General features: G+C 40.9%; 14 protein-coding genes. 12 read left to right on the forward strand and 2 right to left on the reverse strand.

Going from position 1 to position 17,730, the window contains the following annotated elements; all coding sequences use genetic code 11:
• Positions 1-48: 48 nt before the first annotated feature.
• The gene (locus B3H30_RS02395) at positions 49-1,437 is read right to left on the reverse strand and encodes a LutB/LldF family L-lactate oxidation iron-sulfur protein (RefSeq protein ID WP_070564924.1); all 1,389 of its coding nucleotides are present in this window, start codon (positions 1,435-1,437) and stop codon (positions 49-51) included.
• Positions 1,438-1,533: 96 nt separating this feature from the next.
• Positions 1,534-3,285 carry an aspartate--tRNA ligase gene (gene aspS / locus B3H30_RS02400; RefSeq protein WP_070564927.1) on the reverse strand — a complete coding sequence of 584 codons (1,752 nt, stop codon included), beginning with the start codon at positions 3,283-3,285 and terminating at the stop codon, positions 1,534-1,536.
• Between the two features lie 434 nt (positions 3,286-3,719).
• Between aspS and mraZ the strand changes: the two genes are divergently transcribed.
• Genes mraZ through ftsA form a run of 12 tightly spaced genes read left to right on the forward strand, consistent with a single transcriptional unit; the run spans position 3,720 to position 17,682 of the window.
• Positions 3,720-4,181, forward strand: coding sequence for a division/cell wall cluster transcriptional repressor MraZ (gene mraZ, locus B3H30_RS02405; RefSeq protein WP_070564930.1), 462 nt, complete (start codon positions 3,720-3,722; stop codon positions 4,179-4,181).
• A gap of 4 nt (positions 4,182-4,185) precedes the next feature.
• Positions 4,186-5,100: a 16S rRNA (cytosine(1402)-N(4))-methyltransferase RsmH gene (gene rsmH, locus B3H30_RS02410; protein ID WP_070564933.1), complete on the forward strand. Its 915-nt coding sequence runs from the start codon at positions 4,186-4,188 to the stop codon at positions 5,098-5,100.
• A 15-nt stretch (positions 5,101-5,115) separates the two neighbouring features.
• Positions 5,116-5,529 (forward strand): FtsL-like putative cell division protein, encoded by a 414-nt coding sequence (locus tag B3H30_RS02415; RefSeq protein ID WP_070564936.1) that lies wholly within the window; start codon positions 5,116-5,118, stop codon positions 5,527-5,529.
• A gap of 8 nt (positions 5,530-5,537) precedes the next feature.
• Positions 5,538-7,655: a penicillin-binding protein gene (locus tag B3H30_RS02420; protein WP_286776690.1), complete on the forward strand. Its 2,118-nt coding sequence runs from the start codon at positions 5,538-5,540 to the stop codon at positions 7,653-7,655.
• Positions 7,656-9,116, forward strand: a complete 1,461-nt coding sequence (locus B3H30_RS02425) for a UDP-N-acetylmuramoyl-L-alanyl-D-glutamate--2,6-diaminopimelate ligase (RefSeq protein ID WP_070564941.1) — start codon at positions 7,656-7,658, stop codon at positions 9,114-9,116. It begins immediately after the preceding gene.
• Between the two features lie 4 nt (positions 9,117-9,120).
• Positions 9,121-10,365 carry a phospho-N-acetylmuramoyl-pentapeptide-transferase gene (mraY, locus tag B3H30_RS02430; protein ID WP_070564943.1) on the forward strand — a complete coding sequence of 415 codons (1,245 nt, stop codon included), beginning with the start codon at positions 9,121-9,123 and terminating at the stop codon, positions 10,363-10,365.
• 2 nt (positions 10,366-10,367) lie between these two features.
• Positions 10,368-11,741 (forward strand): UDP-N-acetylmuramoyl-L-alanine--D-glutamate ligase, encoded by a 1,374-nt coding sequence (gene murD / locus B3H30_RS02435; protein ID WP_070564947.1) that lies wholly within the window; start codon positions 10,368-10,370, stop codon positions 11,739-11,741.
• Between the two features lie 30 nt (positions 11,742-11,771).
• Positions 11,772-12,971, forward strand: coding sequence for an FtsW/RodA/SpoVE family cell cycle protein (locus B3H30_RS02440; protein WP_046673971.1), 1,200 nt, complete (start codon positions 11,772-11,774; stop codon positions 12,969-12,971).
• Positions 12,972-12,984: 13 nt separating this feature from the next.
• A complete protein-coding gene (gene murG, locus B3H30_RS02445; RefSeq protein ID WP_070564950.1) occupies positions 12,985-14,088 on the forward strand; it encodes an undecaprenyldiphospho-muramoylpentapeptide beta-N-acetylglucosaminyltransferase in 1,104 nt (367 codons plus the stop codon).
• A 7-nt stretch (positions 14,089-14,095) separates the two neighbouring features.
• Positions 14,096-15,451 (forward strand): UDP-N-acetylmuramate--L-alanine ligase, encoded by a 1,356-nt coding sequence (gene murC, locus B3H30_RS02450; RefSeq protein WP_070564953.1) that lies wholly within the window; start codon positions 14,096-14,098, stop codon positions 15,449-15,451.
• Complete coding sequence (locus B3H30_RS02455) at positions 15,444-16,280, forward strand: cell division protein FtsQ/DivIB (RefSeq protein WP_070564956.1); 837 nt, start codon at positions 15,444-15,446, stop codon at positions 16,278-16,280. Before murC ends, B3H30_RS02455 begins: the two co-directional genes overlap by 8 nt.
• A 25-nt stretch (positions 16,281-16,305) precedes the next feature.
• Positions 16,306-17,682 carry a cell division protein FtsA gene (gene ftsA, locus B3H30_RS02460; RefSeq protein ID WP_070564959.1) on the forward strand — a complete coding sequence of 459 codons (1,377 nt, stop codon included), beginning with the start codon at positions 16,306-16,308 and terminating at the stop codon, positions 17,680-17,682.
• The last annotated feature ends 48 nt before the right edge of the window (positions 17,683-17,730 follow it).

The following is a 17,730-nucleotide window of genomic DNA, read 5'->3' on the forward strand; positions in this document are numbered from 1 at the left end:
GTGAGTGTTAGTAGAGGAGGGAACCATTGGTTCCCTCTTTCTTTTTTGTTATTCTTTATTTTTTTGATGTTCTTTCCATTGTTTAGAGAAAGATTTGTCTGCCAATTTTGGTAGTTCCCGTTGATCTCCCCAGGTTTTCTGAAAGAGTTTTTTGAGGAAGAAATTCTTGAATTTTCCGCCAAAGAAATCAATCAGTTTTCTTCGCATTATCCCGTAGGTGAACCACTGCCAGACTTTTTGTTCCGTTTTTGTTGCCAGCCCCTGATCAACTGAATCTTTTCTGTTGACGAGAAGCATGCGCTGTATGTCAATACCAACGGGGCAGACCTCGGTGCATTTTCCGCAGAGTGTGGAGGCGTAGCTCAGGTGTTTGAATTCCTTCATGCCATTTAAATGCGGCGATATCAACGATCCAATAGGTCCTTGATAAGTCGTTTCATAGGTATGTCCACCGATGTTCTGGTAGATTGGACATACATTCAGACAGGCGCCACAACGGATGCAGTACAAACCCTGACGTTGTTCTTTTTGCGCTAAGAGCTTGCTGCGGCCATTGTCAAGCAGTATAACATACATTTCTTCGGGGCCATCTGATTCATAAGGCTGTTTTGGCCCAGTGAGTAGCGTATTGTATACTGTTAGATTTTGACCCGTGCCATGTGTGGACAGGAGTGGCCAAAAGACTTCTAAATCTTGTACATTGGGAATGATTTTTTCTATTCCAACGACGGCGATATGTGTTTTGGGGAAGGTCGATGTCAATCGGGCGTTTCCTTCATTTTCGGTAATTGCTATACTTCCAGTTTCAGCAATTAAGAAATTGGCTCCAGTAATCCCAATTTCTGCCGATAGGTAACGATCTCGAAGTAATTCACGGGCCTTCATTGTAAGTTGCTCCGCAGATGCATCTAGTGGTGTGTCAAATTTTTCGTGAAAAAGCTTGGCAATATCTTCCAGGCTCAAATGCATGGCCGGTGTAACAAAATGATAGGGCTTTTGATCCAGCAGCTGAATGATATACTCGCCAAGATCAGTTTCTATGGCTTCAATATTTTTGGAAGCCAGAAAATGATTAAGCTCAATCTCTTCTGTCGCCATCGATTTTGACTTTACGACAGATTTTGCTTTTTTACGTGCAATGATCGAATAGATTTCGTCCAAGGCTTCCGTAGCATCATTGGCCCAGATTACTTTTCCGCCTCGAGCCGTGAAGTTTGCTTCAAATTGCAACAAATAGCGATCGAGATTTTCCATGACCTTCCATTTGATCAGGTTCGCTTTTATCTTACTATTTTCAAGGTCCGCAAATTTGCTCTTGCCTTTTTCGAAAGCCATGCTGTATTTGTCGATATTGTAATTGATAATATCGCGGTGTTTGGTGTCAAATGCTTTTTGCGCACTTTCCTTAATAAACGTATTAGCGGTACTCTCTGCCATCTAATCTGCTAATTTTTCACAAAAAAAGTTGGTAAAAATTACCAACTTTTAAATATACTGTTAATAAATTGTTTCTCGAAAATCGAGTTAAATAATTTATGCTTTTATCGCAATATTTAAGCTTAGCTCGTCCAGTTGCTCTTGGTGAATGGTTGACGGTGCGTCAATCATAACATCTCTTCCCGAATTGTTTTTTGGGAAGGCAATCACGTCGCGGATGGAATCTAAACCTGCCAATAAGGATACGAGTCGGTCAAAGCCAAAAGCCAATCCGCCGTGTGGGGGAGCCCCATAGGTAAAGGCTTCCATCAGGAATCCAAATTGTTTTTTTGCTTCTTCAGGGCTGAATCCCAAATGTTTGAACATGAGCGATTGAAGGTCTCTGTCGTGGATACGGATTGATCCACCGCCTACTTCTACACCGTTTAAAACAAAGTCATAGGCATTTGCTCTCACTTCTCCAGGGTTGGTATCTAAAAGTGGGATGTCTTCCGGTTTTGGAGATGTGAACGGATGGTGCATGGCATGGAAACGGCCACTTTCTTCGTCCCATTCCAATAGTGGAAAATCAACAACCCATAATGGAGCAAAGGTTTCTTTGTTGCGGAAACCAAGTTGTGACGCAACTTCAAGGCGTAATTCATTGAGTTGTTTGCGAACTTTGTCTGTTCCACCAGCCATAATTAACAATAGGTCGCCAGGTTTCGCGTGGAACGCTTCTGCAATTGCCGACAGTTGTTCTGGTGTGAAAAATTTATCAACGGACGACTTCACTGAACCGTCTTCATTCACACGCGCATATACCAAGCCTGTTGCGCCAATCTGTGGACGCTTGATAAAATCTGTCAATGCATCCAGTTGTTTTCTGGTATAATGTGCACAATTTTCCGCATTGATACCAACCACTAACTCTGCTGCATCAAATACAGGGAAACCTTTTCCTTTGGCAACCTCGTTTAGTTCAACAAACTGCATTCCGAAACGGATATCCGGTTTGTCTGATCCGTAAAGGCGCATCGCATCTGCGTAAGTCATACGCGGAACATTGCCTAAGTCGATACCTTTGATTGTTTTGAAGATATGTTTTGCAAGTCCTTCAAAGATATTTAATACATCTTCCTGTTCTACAAAAGACATTTCACAGTCTATTTGCGTGAATTCTGGTTGGCGGTCTGCACGCAAATCTTCATCACGAAAACATTTTACAATTTGAAAATAGCGATCAAATCCTGAAACCATCAATAATTGTTTGAAGGTCTGTGGGGATTGTGGTAACGCATAAAATTCTCCAGGATTCATACGGGAAGGTACGACAAAGTCGCGTGCTCCCTCCGGAGTTGATTTAATCAGGTATGGAGTTTCTACTTCCAGGAAGTTTTGGGAGTCAAGATAACGGCGTACCTCTTGTGAGGTCTTATGACGTAAAATAAGGTTTTCACGTACGGGGTTACGACGCAAATCCAGGTATCTGAACTTCATTCTGATGTCATCACCACCATCTGTTTCATCTTCTATTGTAAAAGGAGGTAATTTAGCGGCATTTAATATTTCAAGATTTGAAACCTTGATTTCAATATCTCCAGTGGAGATTTTAGCATTTTTATTAGAGCGTTCGATAACTTCTCCAGTTACCTTGATGACATATTCTCTTCCGAGCTCACGGGCACTTGCGCGCAAGGAAGCATCATCATCTGCATTGAACGTTAATTGTGTGATACCATATCGGTCTCTAACATCGATGAAAGTCATACCGCCCAAATCGCGCGATTTTTGAACCCATCCACTTAGGGTAACCGTTTTCCCTAAGTCAGCTAGTGTTAATTCTCCACAAGTGTGTGTTCTGTGCATATCGTTATGAAAATTATATTTGACGCAAAATTATTGGTTTTACTCGACAATAACGAATTCTGTTCAGGTTATTTGAGGAGCCTTCTCCCACTTTCTGCCACATCTTTTGTTTCTGTTTTTGACTCCTCCCACTTTGCCCCCTTTTGGGACAAAAATTGGCTAAAATTAAATTTCTAAAGAGGAAATTTTTACAATTCATTGCTGATTTTGATAAAAAAAGAGCAAAAAATCACTTCTGGCGTAATAGCTTATTTTTCAGGAAAATTGGCTTTTAACTGCTTGTAAATAAGGTTTTACATGTGTTTTTTTTGAAGTCGACTTCTGTTTGTTGTAGCGATTTGTTGATGTGGAAAACTTTTTTATGTTATAAAGTGGGGGAAAGTGGGAGAAAGTGTATACTTTTACATTTAAATTAGAATAGGATAATTGACGACATGACTCAGTTGATCGGAGAATTCGAATGCAAGTTAGACGCCAAAGGAAGAATGGTGTTACCAGCTGCGCTCAAGAGGCAAATGCCTCATGTAGAGCGGGATGGTCTTGTGGTGAATCGCGGTTTTGAGAAACATCTTGTATTTTATCCAAGGGAAGAGTGGGATTTGATGACGGCTAAACTGGCTAAATTGAATCAATTCGATCCTAAAGTTCGGGCGTTTGTCCGTGCTTTTACGCGTGGCGCTACGGAATTGACATTGGATGCTGCGGGTCGTGTTTTGTTGCCCAAAAGTTTGCTGGAATTTGCAGGAATAAGCACTGAGCTGGTTTTGGCTTGTCAATTTAATAAGATTGAGGTTTGGTCAAAAGAAGGGTATGAGGAATTGATGGGTGATGGCGGTGTAGAGGATATATCATCTTTGGCTGCGGAGGTAATGGGAGATATTAATTTTGGACTATAAGCGTATGGAGAATGTATATCATGTTCCGGTAATGTTACAAGAATGCATGGATGCTTTGGCTATTAAGCCGGATGGTATTTATGTGGATGTGACTTTTGGTGGTGGTGGCCATTCTCGAGAGATTCTGAAGAGATTAGGGCCGAAGGGGAAGTTGTTTGCTTTTGATCAGGATCCGGATGCGTTGGAAAATGCAATTGACGATCCTCGCTTTACGTTGATACACCAAAACTTTAGGTTTCTAAAGAATAGCCTTCGTTTGGAAGGTGTACGTTCTGTAGATGGTATTTTAGCAGATCTAGGTGTTTCTTCGCATCAATTCGATGCTGCAGATCGTGGCTTTTCTATTCGCTTTGATGCAGACTTGGATATGCGTATGGATCAGGTGGGCGATTTGGATGCAAAGTCGCTTTTGGCAACCTATTCGGAGGAGGATCTGCATCGTATTTTTGGTATGTATGGTGAAATCATGAACGCTAAATCGCTTGCGAAAACAATTGTTACTGCGCGTTTGTCACAGCCGATCCAGACTGTTGCTGAATTGAAAGAGGTGATTCAACGTATGGTTCCAAAGGGTAAAGAACATAAGTACCATGCGCAGGTATTTCAGGCTCTTCGTATCGAAGTGAATCGCGAGTTGGAGGCGTTGCAGGAATTTTTGTTGCAGACAGTTGATGTACTCCGTGTTGAGGGCCGATTGGCTGTGATGTCCTATCACTCTTTGGAGGACCGTTTGGTTAAGAATTTTATGGCCAAAGGTAAGTTTAAAGGGGAAGTTGAAAAGGATTTTTTTGGAAATGAAATTAAGCCATTTCATGTGTTGAGCCGTAAAGCAATTACGGCATCTGCACAAGAGTTGGCGATAAATAATAGATCGCGCAGTGCGAAACTGCGTATTGCTGAAAAGTTGAATTTGTCTTAAAAATGGAGCGAGAGGATGAGCAGAAATACGATAAGACAGAAAGAATTGAGTGAAGAAGTTCAGGAGGAACTGCAAGAAACTGTCGAGGAAAAGGCGGAAGAAACAGAAGCGTTTATTAAAACGCTTTTTACCGTTGGAGACCTTTCGTTAAATAAAATATTGCATTACTTGCCTTTCGGAGCTTTTGTTGCCTTTCTGATGTTACTGTATATTTCCAATCGTCATTTTGCAGAGCGAACTATTCGGAGTATCGATAAAGTGAGTAAAGAGGTAAAGGAATTGGGCTGGGATCATAAGTCTCTCTCTGCCGAACTGATGAAAATGTCTACACAGACAGAAATTGCCAAACGTGTCGATTCTTTGGGGTTGAAAGAGCGTGTGGAACCACCGATCAAGATTGAAGTTATAGAGAATAAAGAAGATAAATAGGAAGAGTTATGAGTATCAGAAATACGATTCTTGTGCGTGTCTATTTTGCTTTTGGGCTTATCGTACTACTTGCGTTTTTGGTATTTGGAAAAATGGCCAAGTTGCAGTATGTCGATGGAGAGCATTGGAAAGCTTTAGCGGATAGCCTTTCTATTCAGGAACGGGAGGTGGAAGCTGCTCGTGGTAATATTTATTCAAATGACGGAAGCTTATTGGCTACTTCGGTGCCTGAATATGAGCTTCGTTTTGATGCAATGGCGATTCCCGAAGAAGATGAAGAGTATTTCAATTTGAAAGTTGACTCCTTGGCTATTAAACTTGCTGATTTTTTTAAAGATAAATCATCTCGGCAGTATTTGACATTATTAAAACAGGCACGGAATAAAAAGCAGCGCTACTTGTTGCTCAAACGTAATGTGTCACACCAAGATTTAAAGCGGGTAAAACAATTCCCTTTACTTAAATCTGCACGTGTCAATAAAGAACGTTTTCCAAGTTGTTTGATTACAGATAGGCAGAATAAGCGTATTTTACCTTTTGTCAATCTCGCTGCGAGAACCATCGGTTATAAAAATGTGAAAGAAAATATTCATGTTGGTTTGGAAGGGGCATATGGCGAATATATCGACGGAAGAAGCGGAAAGAGGTTAATGCAGCGTATTGCTGGTGGGGTATGGATTCCTGTTAACAAAGATATTGAGGTTGCCCCGGTTGATGGGTCTGATATTATCTCTACTATTGATGTGAATATGCAGGATATGGCGCAAAGGGCTCTGGAGAAGCAGATGATTACGAGTAATGCGGATGAGGGCTGTGTTGTGATGATGGAGGTGAAAACAGGCGAGGTGCGTGCGGTGGCTAATTTTATGCGCGATAAAGACGGAGTCTACCGTGAAAAGTTCAATCTTGCAATAGCACAAAGTGCAGATCCAGGTTCAACATTTAAGTTAGCTTCTTATCTGGCTTTGATTGATGATAAGAAAATAGACTCGAGTACAACTGTGAATATTGGTAATGGTAACTGGCCAATTTATAAGCATACGATTCGTGATTCACATGCGCCTAAGAAGTCTATAATTTCAGCGAAAAGGGCTTTTGAGGAGTCGTCGAATGTGGGTGTTACGAAGTTTGTATATCAAGCTTATAAGGATAACCCGGATCAGTTTACATCAAAGCTACATTCTTTTGGTTTTGGTAAGACGCTCGATCTACAGATTCCCGGAGAAGGTGTGCCTTTGGTGAAAACGTCGAAAAGCAAAAGCTGGAGCGGGTTATCGTTGGTACAGATGGCTTACGGCTATGAAATGAAAATTACACCATTGCAAACGTTGACATTTTATAATGCTGTCGCAAATAACGGAAAGTTGATAGCGCCGCTATTTGTTAAGGAAATTCGGCATTTAGGAAATACAATTCAAACGTTTCAAGCGAAAGTGATTAACGAAAAGATCGCTTCGGATCATGCTTTAGCAGAGGTGAGGGGAATGATGGAAGGTGTTATGACTGAAGGAACAGGTAGAAGTGTTGCTAGTCCGTTATATAGCTCTGGTGGTAAAACAGGTACAGCACAGATGGCTGATGGTTCGAGAGGGTACGGTGCCAGACGATATCAATCTTCATTCGCGGGGTATTTTCCTGCGGAGGATCCAAAATATTCCATTATTGTGGTAATCCGTAACCCGAGAAATGGATACTATGGTGCATCGATTGCAGGGCCCGTGTTTAAAGAGCTTGCAGACATGGTATATGCAAACGATATGGAAATGGAGGGGAAAAAGACGTTTAAAGCGGTCAATGTAGGCGGAAGAATGCCATTGACTTTGCAGGGTTCGAAGGAAGCTAGTAAAAAAGTGTACGATAGGTTGGGAATTAATACCGTGAATTGGGATACAATTGGCCGAGGAGAGGTGGATACCTCTACACGAGGCGTGCCATTTATGGATTTAAAATATAAAGAAGGAATTGTTCCGAATGTGGTTGGCATGGGTTTGATGGATGCTTTATATGTTGTGGAGAATGCCGGATTTAAGGCGCACGTGACGGGAAAAGGAAGAGTTGGAATACAGTCGTTAGCTGCGGGGCAAAAACTGCCTTTTGGAACGGCGATAAATTTAGAACTTAAGTAAATGATGGATTTAAAAAAAGTATTGCATGCTATCCCTGTACAGCAGGTTGTAGGGAACCTCGAAGAGGTTGATGTGCACTCTTTGTGCTTTGATTCCAGAAAAGTGGAGTTGGGAAGTTTGTTTATCGCAGTGCGGGGTGTTCAAACAGATGGTCACTTGTTTGTAGACAAGGCAATTACCTCGGGAGCAAGAGCCGTTATTGTAGAGGAGTTGCCCGAAGAGACGTTAGACTCTGTCGCTTATATCTTGGTGGCTGATTCTGCTTATGCTTTAGGGGTTGCTGCGGCTAATTTCTACGAAAATCCTGCTGAGCAGTTGAAACTTGTTGGGGTGACCGGTACGAATGGTAAAACGACAGTAGCCACATTGTTGTTTCAGCTGTTTACTGAGCTAGGCTACCATGTAGGCTTATTATCTACAGTACAAAACCAAATTGGAACAAAGATTATACCAGCAACGCATACAACACCAGACCCTATTCAATTGAATAAATTGTTACGGGATATGGTTGATGATGGCTGTGATTATGCGTTTATGGAGGTTAGTTCGCATGCTGTCGTTCAGGAACGTATTGCAGGCTTGGTGTTTGCGGGTGCAATATTCACGAACATTACGCATGATCACCTGGATTTCCATAAAACTTTTGATAACTATATTAAAGCGAAAAAGAAGTTTTTTGACGATCTGGATGCGAATGCTTTTGCTTTGACGAATGCTGACGATAGAAATGGTCAGGTCATGCTTCAAAATACAGTGGCACATCGGAAAAGCTATGGCTTACGTTCTGGAGCGGATTTTAAAGCAAAGGTGATCGAAAGCCATTTCGATGGTATGTTGATGAGTGTTGATGGACAGGAAGTATGGGTAAAATTGATCGGCGATTTCAACGCATATAACCTTTTGGCGGTTTATGGTGCCGCTATCTTGCTTGAGCAGGAAACGGTGAAAGTATTGACCGCACTCAGTACCTTGAAGGGGGCAGAGGGGCGGTTTGAAACGATGAAATCGACTTCTGGTGTTTTTGGAATTGTGGACTATGCGCATACTCCTGACGCAGTTGAAAATGTATTGAAGACCATCAGTTCATTGCGACGTCCAGAACAAAAAATTATTACTGTATTGGGATGCGGAGGCGATCGGGACAAAACTAAACGACCTGAAATGGCTGAAGCGGCTCTGCGTTATAGTGATCGATTTTTGATTACGTCCGACAATCCGCGTACAGAAGATCCTTATCAGATTATTAAAGATATTGAAGCCGGTGTGGCAGCAGACCAAAAGGCGAAGACGCTTTCTATAGCTGATCGTAAGGAAGCGATAAGGACAGCATATCAGCTGGCTAATCCTGGGGATATTATCCTGGTTGCAGGAAAAGGGCATGAGAAATATCAAGATATAAATGGTGTAAGACATCATTTTGATGATAAAGAAGTTTTAGAGAATACATTTAACGAACAATAGAAATATGTTATACCATCTTTTTACGTGGCTTAGCGAATATATTCATATACCTGGAGGAGGTTTGTTTCAATACATCTCTTTTAGGACATCTATGGCTGTAATCGCTTCATTGATTATTACCACGGTTTTTGGGGGAAAATTGATTCAATTCTTGCATAATAAGCAAGTTGGAGAGACAATTCGTGATTTGGGGCTTGAAGGAGAAAAAAAGAAAGCTGGTACGCCGACAATGGGTGGGATCATCATTATTGCAGGTATTCTTATCCCTACCTTGTTATTTGCTAAATTGACGAATATCTATGTGATTATCATGGTTGTGACAACACTTTGGATGGGCGCAATTGGATTTTTAGATGATTATATCAAGGTCTTTCGACATAATAAAGAAGGCTTAGCTGGTAAGTTTAAAGTTGTTGGACAAGTTGGCTTGGGAGCAATAATTGCTTGTACGATGTACTTTCATCCAGATATCGTAGTTCGAAAAGGGGTCGATAAACCAACCTCTACCAAGCCTGTTGAAGTGGTTATCAATGAAGGTACAGGTGAGAAGACCTACGCTGAAAACGTAAAATCATCGAAGACGAATATTCCGTTTTATAAAAATAATGAGTTTGATTATGCCAAGGTGTTTAAAATATTTGGACTACAGAGCGATTATCTGACTTTTATCGTCTTTTTAGTTGTTGTTATTTTTATCGTTACGGCAGTTTCAAACGGCGCAAATATTACGGACGGTATCGATGGTTTAGCCACGAGTACATCCGCTATCATTGGTGTTACTTTAGCCATTTTAGCGTACGTGTCGGGTAACGTGATCTTTTCAGATTACCTCAATATTATGTATATCCCCAATTCCGGAGAACTCGTGATTTTCGCTGGGGCATTTGTTGGCGCTTGCGTAGGTTTCTTATGGTATAATACGTATCCTGCTCAAGTTTTTATGGGTGATACGGGAAGTTTAGCGATCGGCGGTATTATTGCTGCCTTTGCTATTTTGATCCGGAAAGAATTATTGATCCCAATTTTGTGTGGTGTGTTTCTGTTGGAAAACCTTTCGGTTATTCTTCAGGTGTCGTATTTCAAATACACGAAGAAGAAATATGGTGAGGGTAGACGGATCTTTTTGATGTCACCATTGCACCATCACTTTCAGAAGAAGGGGTATCATGAAGCGAAAATTGTAACACGTTTTGTTATTGTAGGAATCATATTGGCCATTCTTACTATTGTAACATTGAAAATTAGATAATGATGTCAAATATTGCAACAACATATTATCCTCAATCTGGAAGTTTGGTCATTTTAGGGGCAGGCGAAAGCGGTGTTGGAACGGCGATTCTTGGGAAAGAAAAGGGATTTGATGTATTTGTGTCAGATAAAGGGCTTATTGCAGACCACTATAAGGAACAACTAAAAGCGGAGGGAATAGCTTTCGAAGAAGGTCAACATGACGAAGGCCGTATCTTGAATGCTGCACTGGTTGTAAAAAGCCCTGGTATTCCAGCGACCGTACCATTGGTCGTTGCATTGAGAGCAAAGAATATACCTGTGATTGCAGAAATTGAATTTGCGGCGCAATATACGGATGCAAAGTTAATCTGTATTACAGGGTCAAACGGAAAGTCTACGACGACGATGTTGACTTATGAAATGCTTAAGCATGGCGGTTTAAACGTCGGATTGGCAGGTAATATCGGGAAAAGCTTTGCATTGCAGGTGGCTAAAGAACAGTTCGATTGCTATGTATTGGAAATATCGAGCTTTATGCTGGACGATATGTACCATTTTAGAGCAGATGTTGCTGTTATACTGAATATTACTCCTGATCATTTGGATCGCTATGACCATAAAATGGAAAATTATGTGGATTCAAAATTCAGAATGATTCAGAATCAAACGGAGAAGGATTATTTTATATACTGCCTGGACGATCCGGAAACAGTTAAAGGATTGGAAAGACATCATAGTAAAGGGACCTATTTGCCTTTTACACAAGAACAACTTGTTGAATTGGGGGCTTATTTAAATGCCAACAAAACAATAATTATTAATACACCAAATAACGATACATTCACTATGAGAGCTGAGGAATTGTCATTGCAGGGGAAGCATAATATTTATAATAGCATGGCTTCTGGGTTAATTGCGAAAGTGCAGGAATTGAGAAATCAAGTGATGAAAGAAAGTATGGGATCGTATGTGAATATTCCACATCGCCTTGAACATGTAGCCTGTATCGGCGGTGTAAATTACATTAACGATTCAAAGGCGACGAATGTAAATTCGGTATGGTATGCTTTGGAAAGTTTCTCTACACCAATCGTGTTGTTGTTGGGTGGCGTGGATAAAGGAAACGATTACAGTATGCTTGCTGATTTGGTCAAAGACAAGGTGCGCGCTATCGTTTGTTTAGGAAAAGATACGGCTGCAATTCATAAAGCATTTGAACAAGATGTGGAGATTATTGTCAACAGTACCTCCATGCAAGATGCCGTGGTATTGTCGTCCCACTTAGCTCAAAAAGGTGACACCGTCTTATTGTCTCCTGCTTGCGCTAGTTTTGATTGGTTTAAGAATTATGAAGATCGTGGCGATAAATTTAAGGCTGCTGTAATGGAATTATAAATGGTGTAACCCAATAAGAGGAGGAAGGATATGCTACAGAATATAATGTCTAAATTGAAGGGTGATCGATGGATATGGATCATTGTGATTATCTTATCGGGATGGTCACTTTTGGCTGTATACAGTTCGGTGGGTACCTTGGCTTATAAAGAAGGGAAAGGGACTGAAATGTATCTGTTAAAGCATTTCTCTATCATTGCCATAGGCTTTGTCCTGATGTATCTTTCTCACAAGTTAGATTATCGGTATTATGCGGGTATATCCAAAATAATGATGGGTATTACAATCCCTTTATTGTTGTTTACGCTGTTGTTCGGAAGTAAAGTTAATGAAGCTAGTCGTTGGTTGACTATCCCTGGTATAGGTTTGACCTTTCAAACATCGGATTTAGCAAAGTTGTCACTTATCGTCTTTCTTGCAAGGATGTTATCCCGGAAGCAGGAAGAGATCAAAGATGTGAAAAAATCGTTCTTACCCATTATGGGGTCGGTGTGTGGTGTGTTTATTCTGATTGCCTTGGCCAATCTATCTACCGCATTGATGCTGTTTGGCGTGAGTGTTTTATTGCTCTTGATCGGACGGATTAGTTTTAAGCAGATTGCCATTGTTTGTTGTGGCGGAGGGGTGCTCCTTATGATGGTTATCTTCTTTGGTCCCCGTAGAACGACTTATATCAGCCGGGTAAAATCTTTTTTTCATACTGAAAAAGTGGATAAAACGGTATCCTTCCAGGATGATAAAAATTATCAGGCAAACAATGCGAAAATTGCTATAGCAACTGGTGGGCTTTTTGGAAAAGGACCGGGAAATAGTGTGCAACGTAATGTGTTGCCGCACCCTTATTCCGATTTTATTTACGCGATTATCATTGAAGAATATGGAACAGTCGGGGGGGTGATTCTGCTATTTCTGTATTTGGCATTTATGTATCGATGTATACGTATTGTCACGATGAGTCCCAAAGCTTTTGGTACTTTTCTGGCTGCGGGTTTGGGATTTAGTTTGACAATTCAGGCTTTGGCCAATATGGCTGTTGCCGTCGGATTGGGACCAGTAACGGGGGTTCCGCTTCCACTAGTGAGTATGGGAGGAACCTCGATTTTATTTACGAGTGTCGCCTTGGGAATCATCCTGAGTGTGAGTAGAAATATTGAAGAATTAAAAGGTAAAGAAGAGCTGGATGAAAAGCCTAAACCGAAAAAAGTGGTTATAGGATCTATTCCTGCATAATAATAAATTAAGCATGGCAATTCGCGTAATTATCAGTGGTGGTGGAACCGGAGGACATATCTTTCCGGCGATTTCAATTGCAAATGCGTTGAAGGCAATGGATCCTGCAAATGAAATTCTATTTGTGGGTGCCAATGGCCGGATGGAAATGGATAAAGTGCCCGCAGCAGGATATAAGATTGTTGGACTCGACATTCAGGGAATCAATAGAAAGCAGCTGTGGAAGAATATCTTTTTGCCGTTTAAGCTTATGAAAAGTTTAAATAAAGCAAAAAGCATAATTAAGGATTTTAGACCGGATGTGGCTGTAGGGGTAGGTGGTTTTGCTTCAGGTCCATTGCTAATGATGGCCAATAAGCTGGAGGTGCCAACAGTCGTGCAAGAACAGAATTCCTATGCTGGTGTAACCAACAAAAAAGTTGGTGCTAAGGCTGCAAAAATATGTGTGGCTTATGAGGGGATGGAGCAATTCTTTCCTGCGGACAAAGTATTGCTCACCGGCAATCCAATAAGACGCGAGTCTATTGCGATAGCGGGAAAAAGAGAGGAGGCCTTAGCGTTCTTTGCGTTAGATCCACACAAAAAAACAATTTTGGTACTTGGCGGTAGTTTGGGGGCTAAAACATTAAATGAAAGTGTTGTTGCTTACCTGAATGAGCTAAAGGAGGAAGAAGTGCAGCTGATTTGGCAATGCGGTAGTTTCTATGTTGAAAACCTACACGCGGAGTTGACAGGTAAACTTCCAGGTAATATCAAGATGCTGGCCTTTCTTCAGCGCATGGATTATGCTTATGCTGCGGCAGATTTGATTATTAGCCGTGCTGGAGCCGGTACCATCTCTGAGCTCTGTGTGGTTGGAAAACCTGTTATCCTTGTGCCTTCACCCAATGTGGCCGAAGATCATCAGACCAAAAATGCAATGGCATTGGTCAATAAAGGTGCTGCATTACTGGTGAAGGATAGTGATGCACAAAGAGACTTAATACCTGCTGCTTTAACTTTATTAAAAGACGCAGATCATGTCTCACAATTAAGTGGGAATATTAAAAAACTCGGTAAGTTGAATGCTGATGTGCAGATTGCCGAGGAGGTGTATAAATTGGTTAAAAAAAAATAGACGAAGTATGAATCTAGATGCAATAAAACAAGTTTACTTGATCGGAATAGGTGGTATAGGCATGAGTGGCCTTGCACGCTATTTTAAGCATTTGGGCTGTGAGGTGGATGGATATGACCGTACAGAAACTGAGCTGACTAAAACCTTAGTCAAGGAAGGGATCGCGATCTCCTATCAGGATGATATCAATACGATTGATGCTATTTTTAACGTACCTACGACGGAGACATTAGTCATTTTTACACCGGCTATTCCTAAAGATTCGAAGATTAAAGCTTTTTTTGAATCACAAGGACATACGCTCTATAAACGATCTCAAGTTTTGGGGATCATTAGTGAAAGTAGATTTACAGTAGCGGTTGCTGGTACACATGGTAAAACGACAACTTCTACAATGGTGGCACATGTATTGAAAGATTCGGGCTACGACTGTTCGGCCTTTTTGGGTGGAATCAGTTCTAACTACGGTACCAATGTGCTTTATGGAAATAATAATACAGTTGTGGTTGAGGCTGATGAGTTTGATCGTTCATTCCTGACGCTTCACCCCAATATCGCAATAGTAACTTCTTCTGATGCGGATCATCTGGACATTTATGGCGATCGGAGCCATTTGCTTGAATCGTTCCAAATGTTCTTGGATAAAGTTGTTGAAGGAGGTACACGTATTATAAAAAAAGGCCTCGAGTTTGAGGGGCAAATAAGTTATTCAGGCCATGAAATCGCTGATGCATATGCTTCCAGTGTGCATGTACGCGATGGAGAGTTCTTTTTTGATTACCAAGATACCAACGGACGAATAGATGATATTCATTTGGGTATCCCTGGTATCCACAATGTTGAAAACGCGGTAGCTGCGATTGCGGTAGCCCGTTTACTTGGAATTGCAGACGAAGCTATTAAGAAAGCGTTGACGACATTTAAAGGCGTGAAAAGAAGGTTTGAATATATTGTCCGTAAACCTGGAGCGGTGTATATTGATGATTATGCGCACCATCCAGAGGAACTGCGTGCATTTTTAACTTCGATGCGGAAATTGTATCCTACGAAAAAGTTAAATGTGGTCTTTCAGCCGCATTTATTTACGCGTACGCGGGATTTTGTGGATGGTTTCGCCGAGGTATTGTCCATGGCTGACAAGCTGTTGTTAATGGAAATCTATCCTGCACGGGAGCTTCCTATTGAAGGGATCAATTCGAGTTGGTTATTGGATAAAATTACGGCAGCGGAAAAACAGCTTGTAACTGCAGAAGAAGTCTTGGAATTTGCACGCGATGAAAAGCCGGAACTGATTGTTACAGTTGGGGCAGGTGATATTGACAAATTGGTTAAACCGTTACAGGCAATTTTAGAGCATGCTTAAAAAATTACGTAACATACAATGGAATCGTGTCCTCTACTTTACACTATTTTTTATAGGTGTAATTGTTGTCGTCGTGATTATGACTATTGTGGGGAAACGTGATGAGCAGCAAGTTTGTAAAGATATTAAGATTGTCATTGAAGGTACAGAAGCCTTTATTGATCAGGCGGATATCTCTAAGTTAATAGAACATAACTATGGTAGTTTCGTGGGAAAGAAAGTCAATGGAATTCCCTTTCAGAAAGTTGAAAAAACCTTACGTAAATTACCTTATGTGTCCGATGCCAGTATACATGCCGATATGGATGGTACGATCAGAATTAATATTAATCAGCGCGAGGCTGTCATGCGGATCATCAACAAAAATGGAAAGGAGTTTTATGTTGACCCCAAAGGATTGAAGATACCGACAACGTTGAAGTATATACCGCACATCATGGTTGCAACAGGGAATATCGCAGAAGGATATAATGAAGCACTGGATACCATAGCAACACCATTGGTTAAAGATTTGGTTAAGGTCGTTGAATTTATCAAAAATGACGAATTATGGAGTAATCAGGTTGTGCAGATATATGTGAACTCGGATAAGGATATTGAACTTGTACCTCGTGTAGGGACACAGCAATTAATTGTTGGATCGGCAGATTCATTGGAACAAAAATTTGAATTATTAAAGACCTTTTATACGCAGATCATGCCAAAGGTAGGTATAAATGCTTACGGTGTTGTCAATGTGAAATATGGAGGTCAGATCATCTGTGAAAAACGAGGAAACTGGAGTTTTTCAGGCGATCAAACAAAAAAAGTAGCAAATAATACATTATAGTAATACAGCAACAATACAGGAAATTATGAACTCAAAGGCAGCAGAAATTGAAAGAGAAAACCCAATTATCGTGGGACTCGATATTGGTACTACCAAAATTTGTGTTACGGTTGGGAGACGTAGCTCAGGAAACAAAATTGAATTATTAGGTGTGGGGAAAGCGGACTCTGCCGGTGTAAGCCGCGGAGTAGTTGCTAATATCCAGAAAACTGTGGGAAGTATTTTAGAGGCTGTTGAGATAGCCGAAGCGCAGTCTAATGTGGATATTAAAGTGGTGAATGTGGGAATTGCTGGCCAACACATCAAAAGTATTCAACACCGTGGAATATTTACCAAAACCGATGGTGACGACGAAATCATTCGACGCGATATCGAACGACTGATTTCGGATATGTATAAACTGGTACTGCCTCCAGGAGAAGAAATTATACATGTTTTACCACAGGAATTTACGGTAGATAACGAGCCGGGGATTCGCGAACCTATCGGTATGGCGGGGCGTCGTATTGAAGCAAATTTCCATATTATATCGGGACGTGTAACTGATATTAAAAACATCAAAAAATGTATTGATAATTCCAATCTGGAAGTTGCTGAATTGATTCTCGAGCCTTTAGCGTCTTCAGAAGCTGTATTGGATGAAGACGAAAAAAATGCTGGTGTTGTATTAGTAGATATCGGTGGTGGAACCACAGATGTTGCCATCTTCCATGAAGGAATTATTCGTCACACAGCCGTGATTCCTTTAGGTGGTAATATCGTCACAGAAGATATCCGTCAGGGATGTTCTGTTTTGCGTTCCCAAGCTGAATTGTTGAAAACTCGCTTTGGATCAGCTTTAGCTGATGAAAACAAAGAAAATGAGGTGATTTGCGTGCCCGGATTAAAAGGTCGTGAACCAAAAGAAATTTCTGTTAAAAACCTAGCTTATATCATCCAAGCTAGAATGGAGGAAATTATTGAGCACGTGTATTATGAAATCAAATCTTCTGGATATGAAAATAAACTGATCGGTGGTATTGTGATTACCGGTGGTGGTGCTCAATTAAAACATTTGGTACAACTTGTTGAATATATTACTGGAATAGATTGTCGTATCGGATTTCCGAATGAATATCTTTCTAAGAACGAGGTTTTACCAAAACCGTTGTTTGAAGAATTGAAAAGTCCGTTGTATGCAACAAGTATCGGCTTGTTGATCAAGGGAATCCAGTCGCACGAGGAAGAGGAAGATAGCCGGAGAGAAATGCACGCCCCATCTAAAAAAGTGCAGGCCGCTACGGTGACAACAAAAGAAGTTTCTGAACAGCAACAAAAGGAGCAAGGATTATTGTCATGGTTCAAACGTTTTATCAAAGACGGTAATGAAATCGATGACGCAAGTTTTTTAGATAAGAAGTAAGTTTTCCACAATAGTTGAAGTTTTCCACAATTTAACAAATGTGGAAAA

This window comes from Sphingobacterium sp. UBA7038, assembly GCF_002494055.1.
Classification (GTDB): Bacteria; Bacteroidota; Bacteroidia; order Sphingobacteriales; family Sphingobacteriaceae; genus Sphingobacterium; species Sphingobacterium multivorum.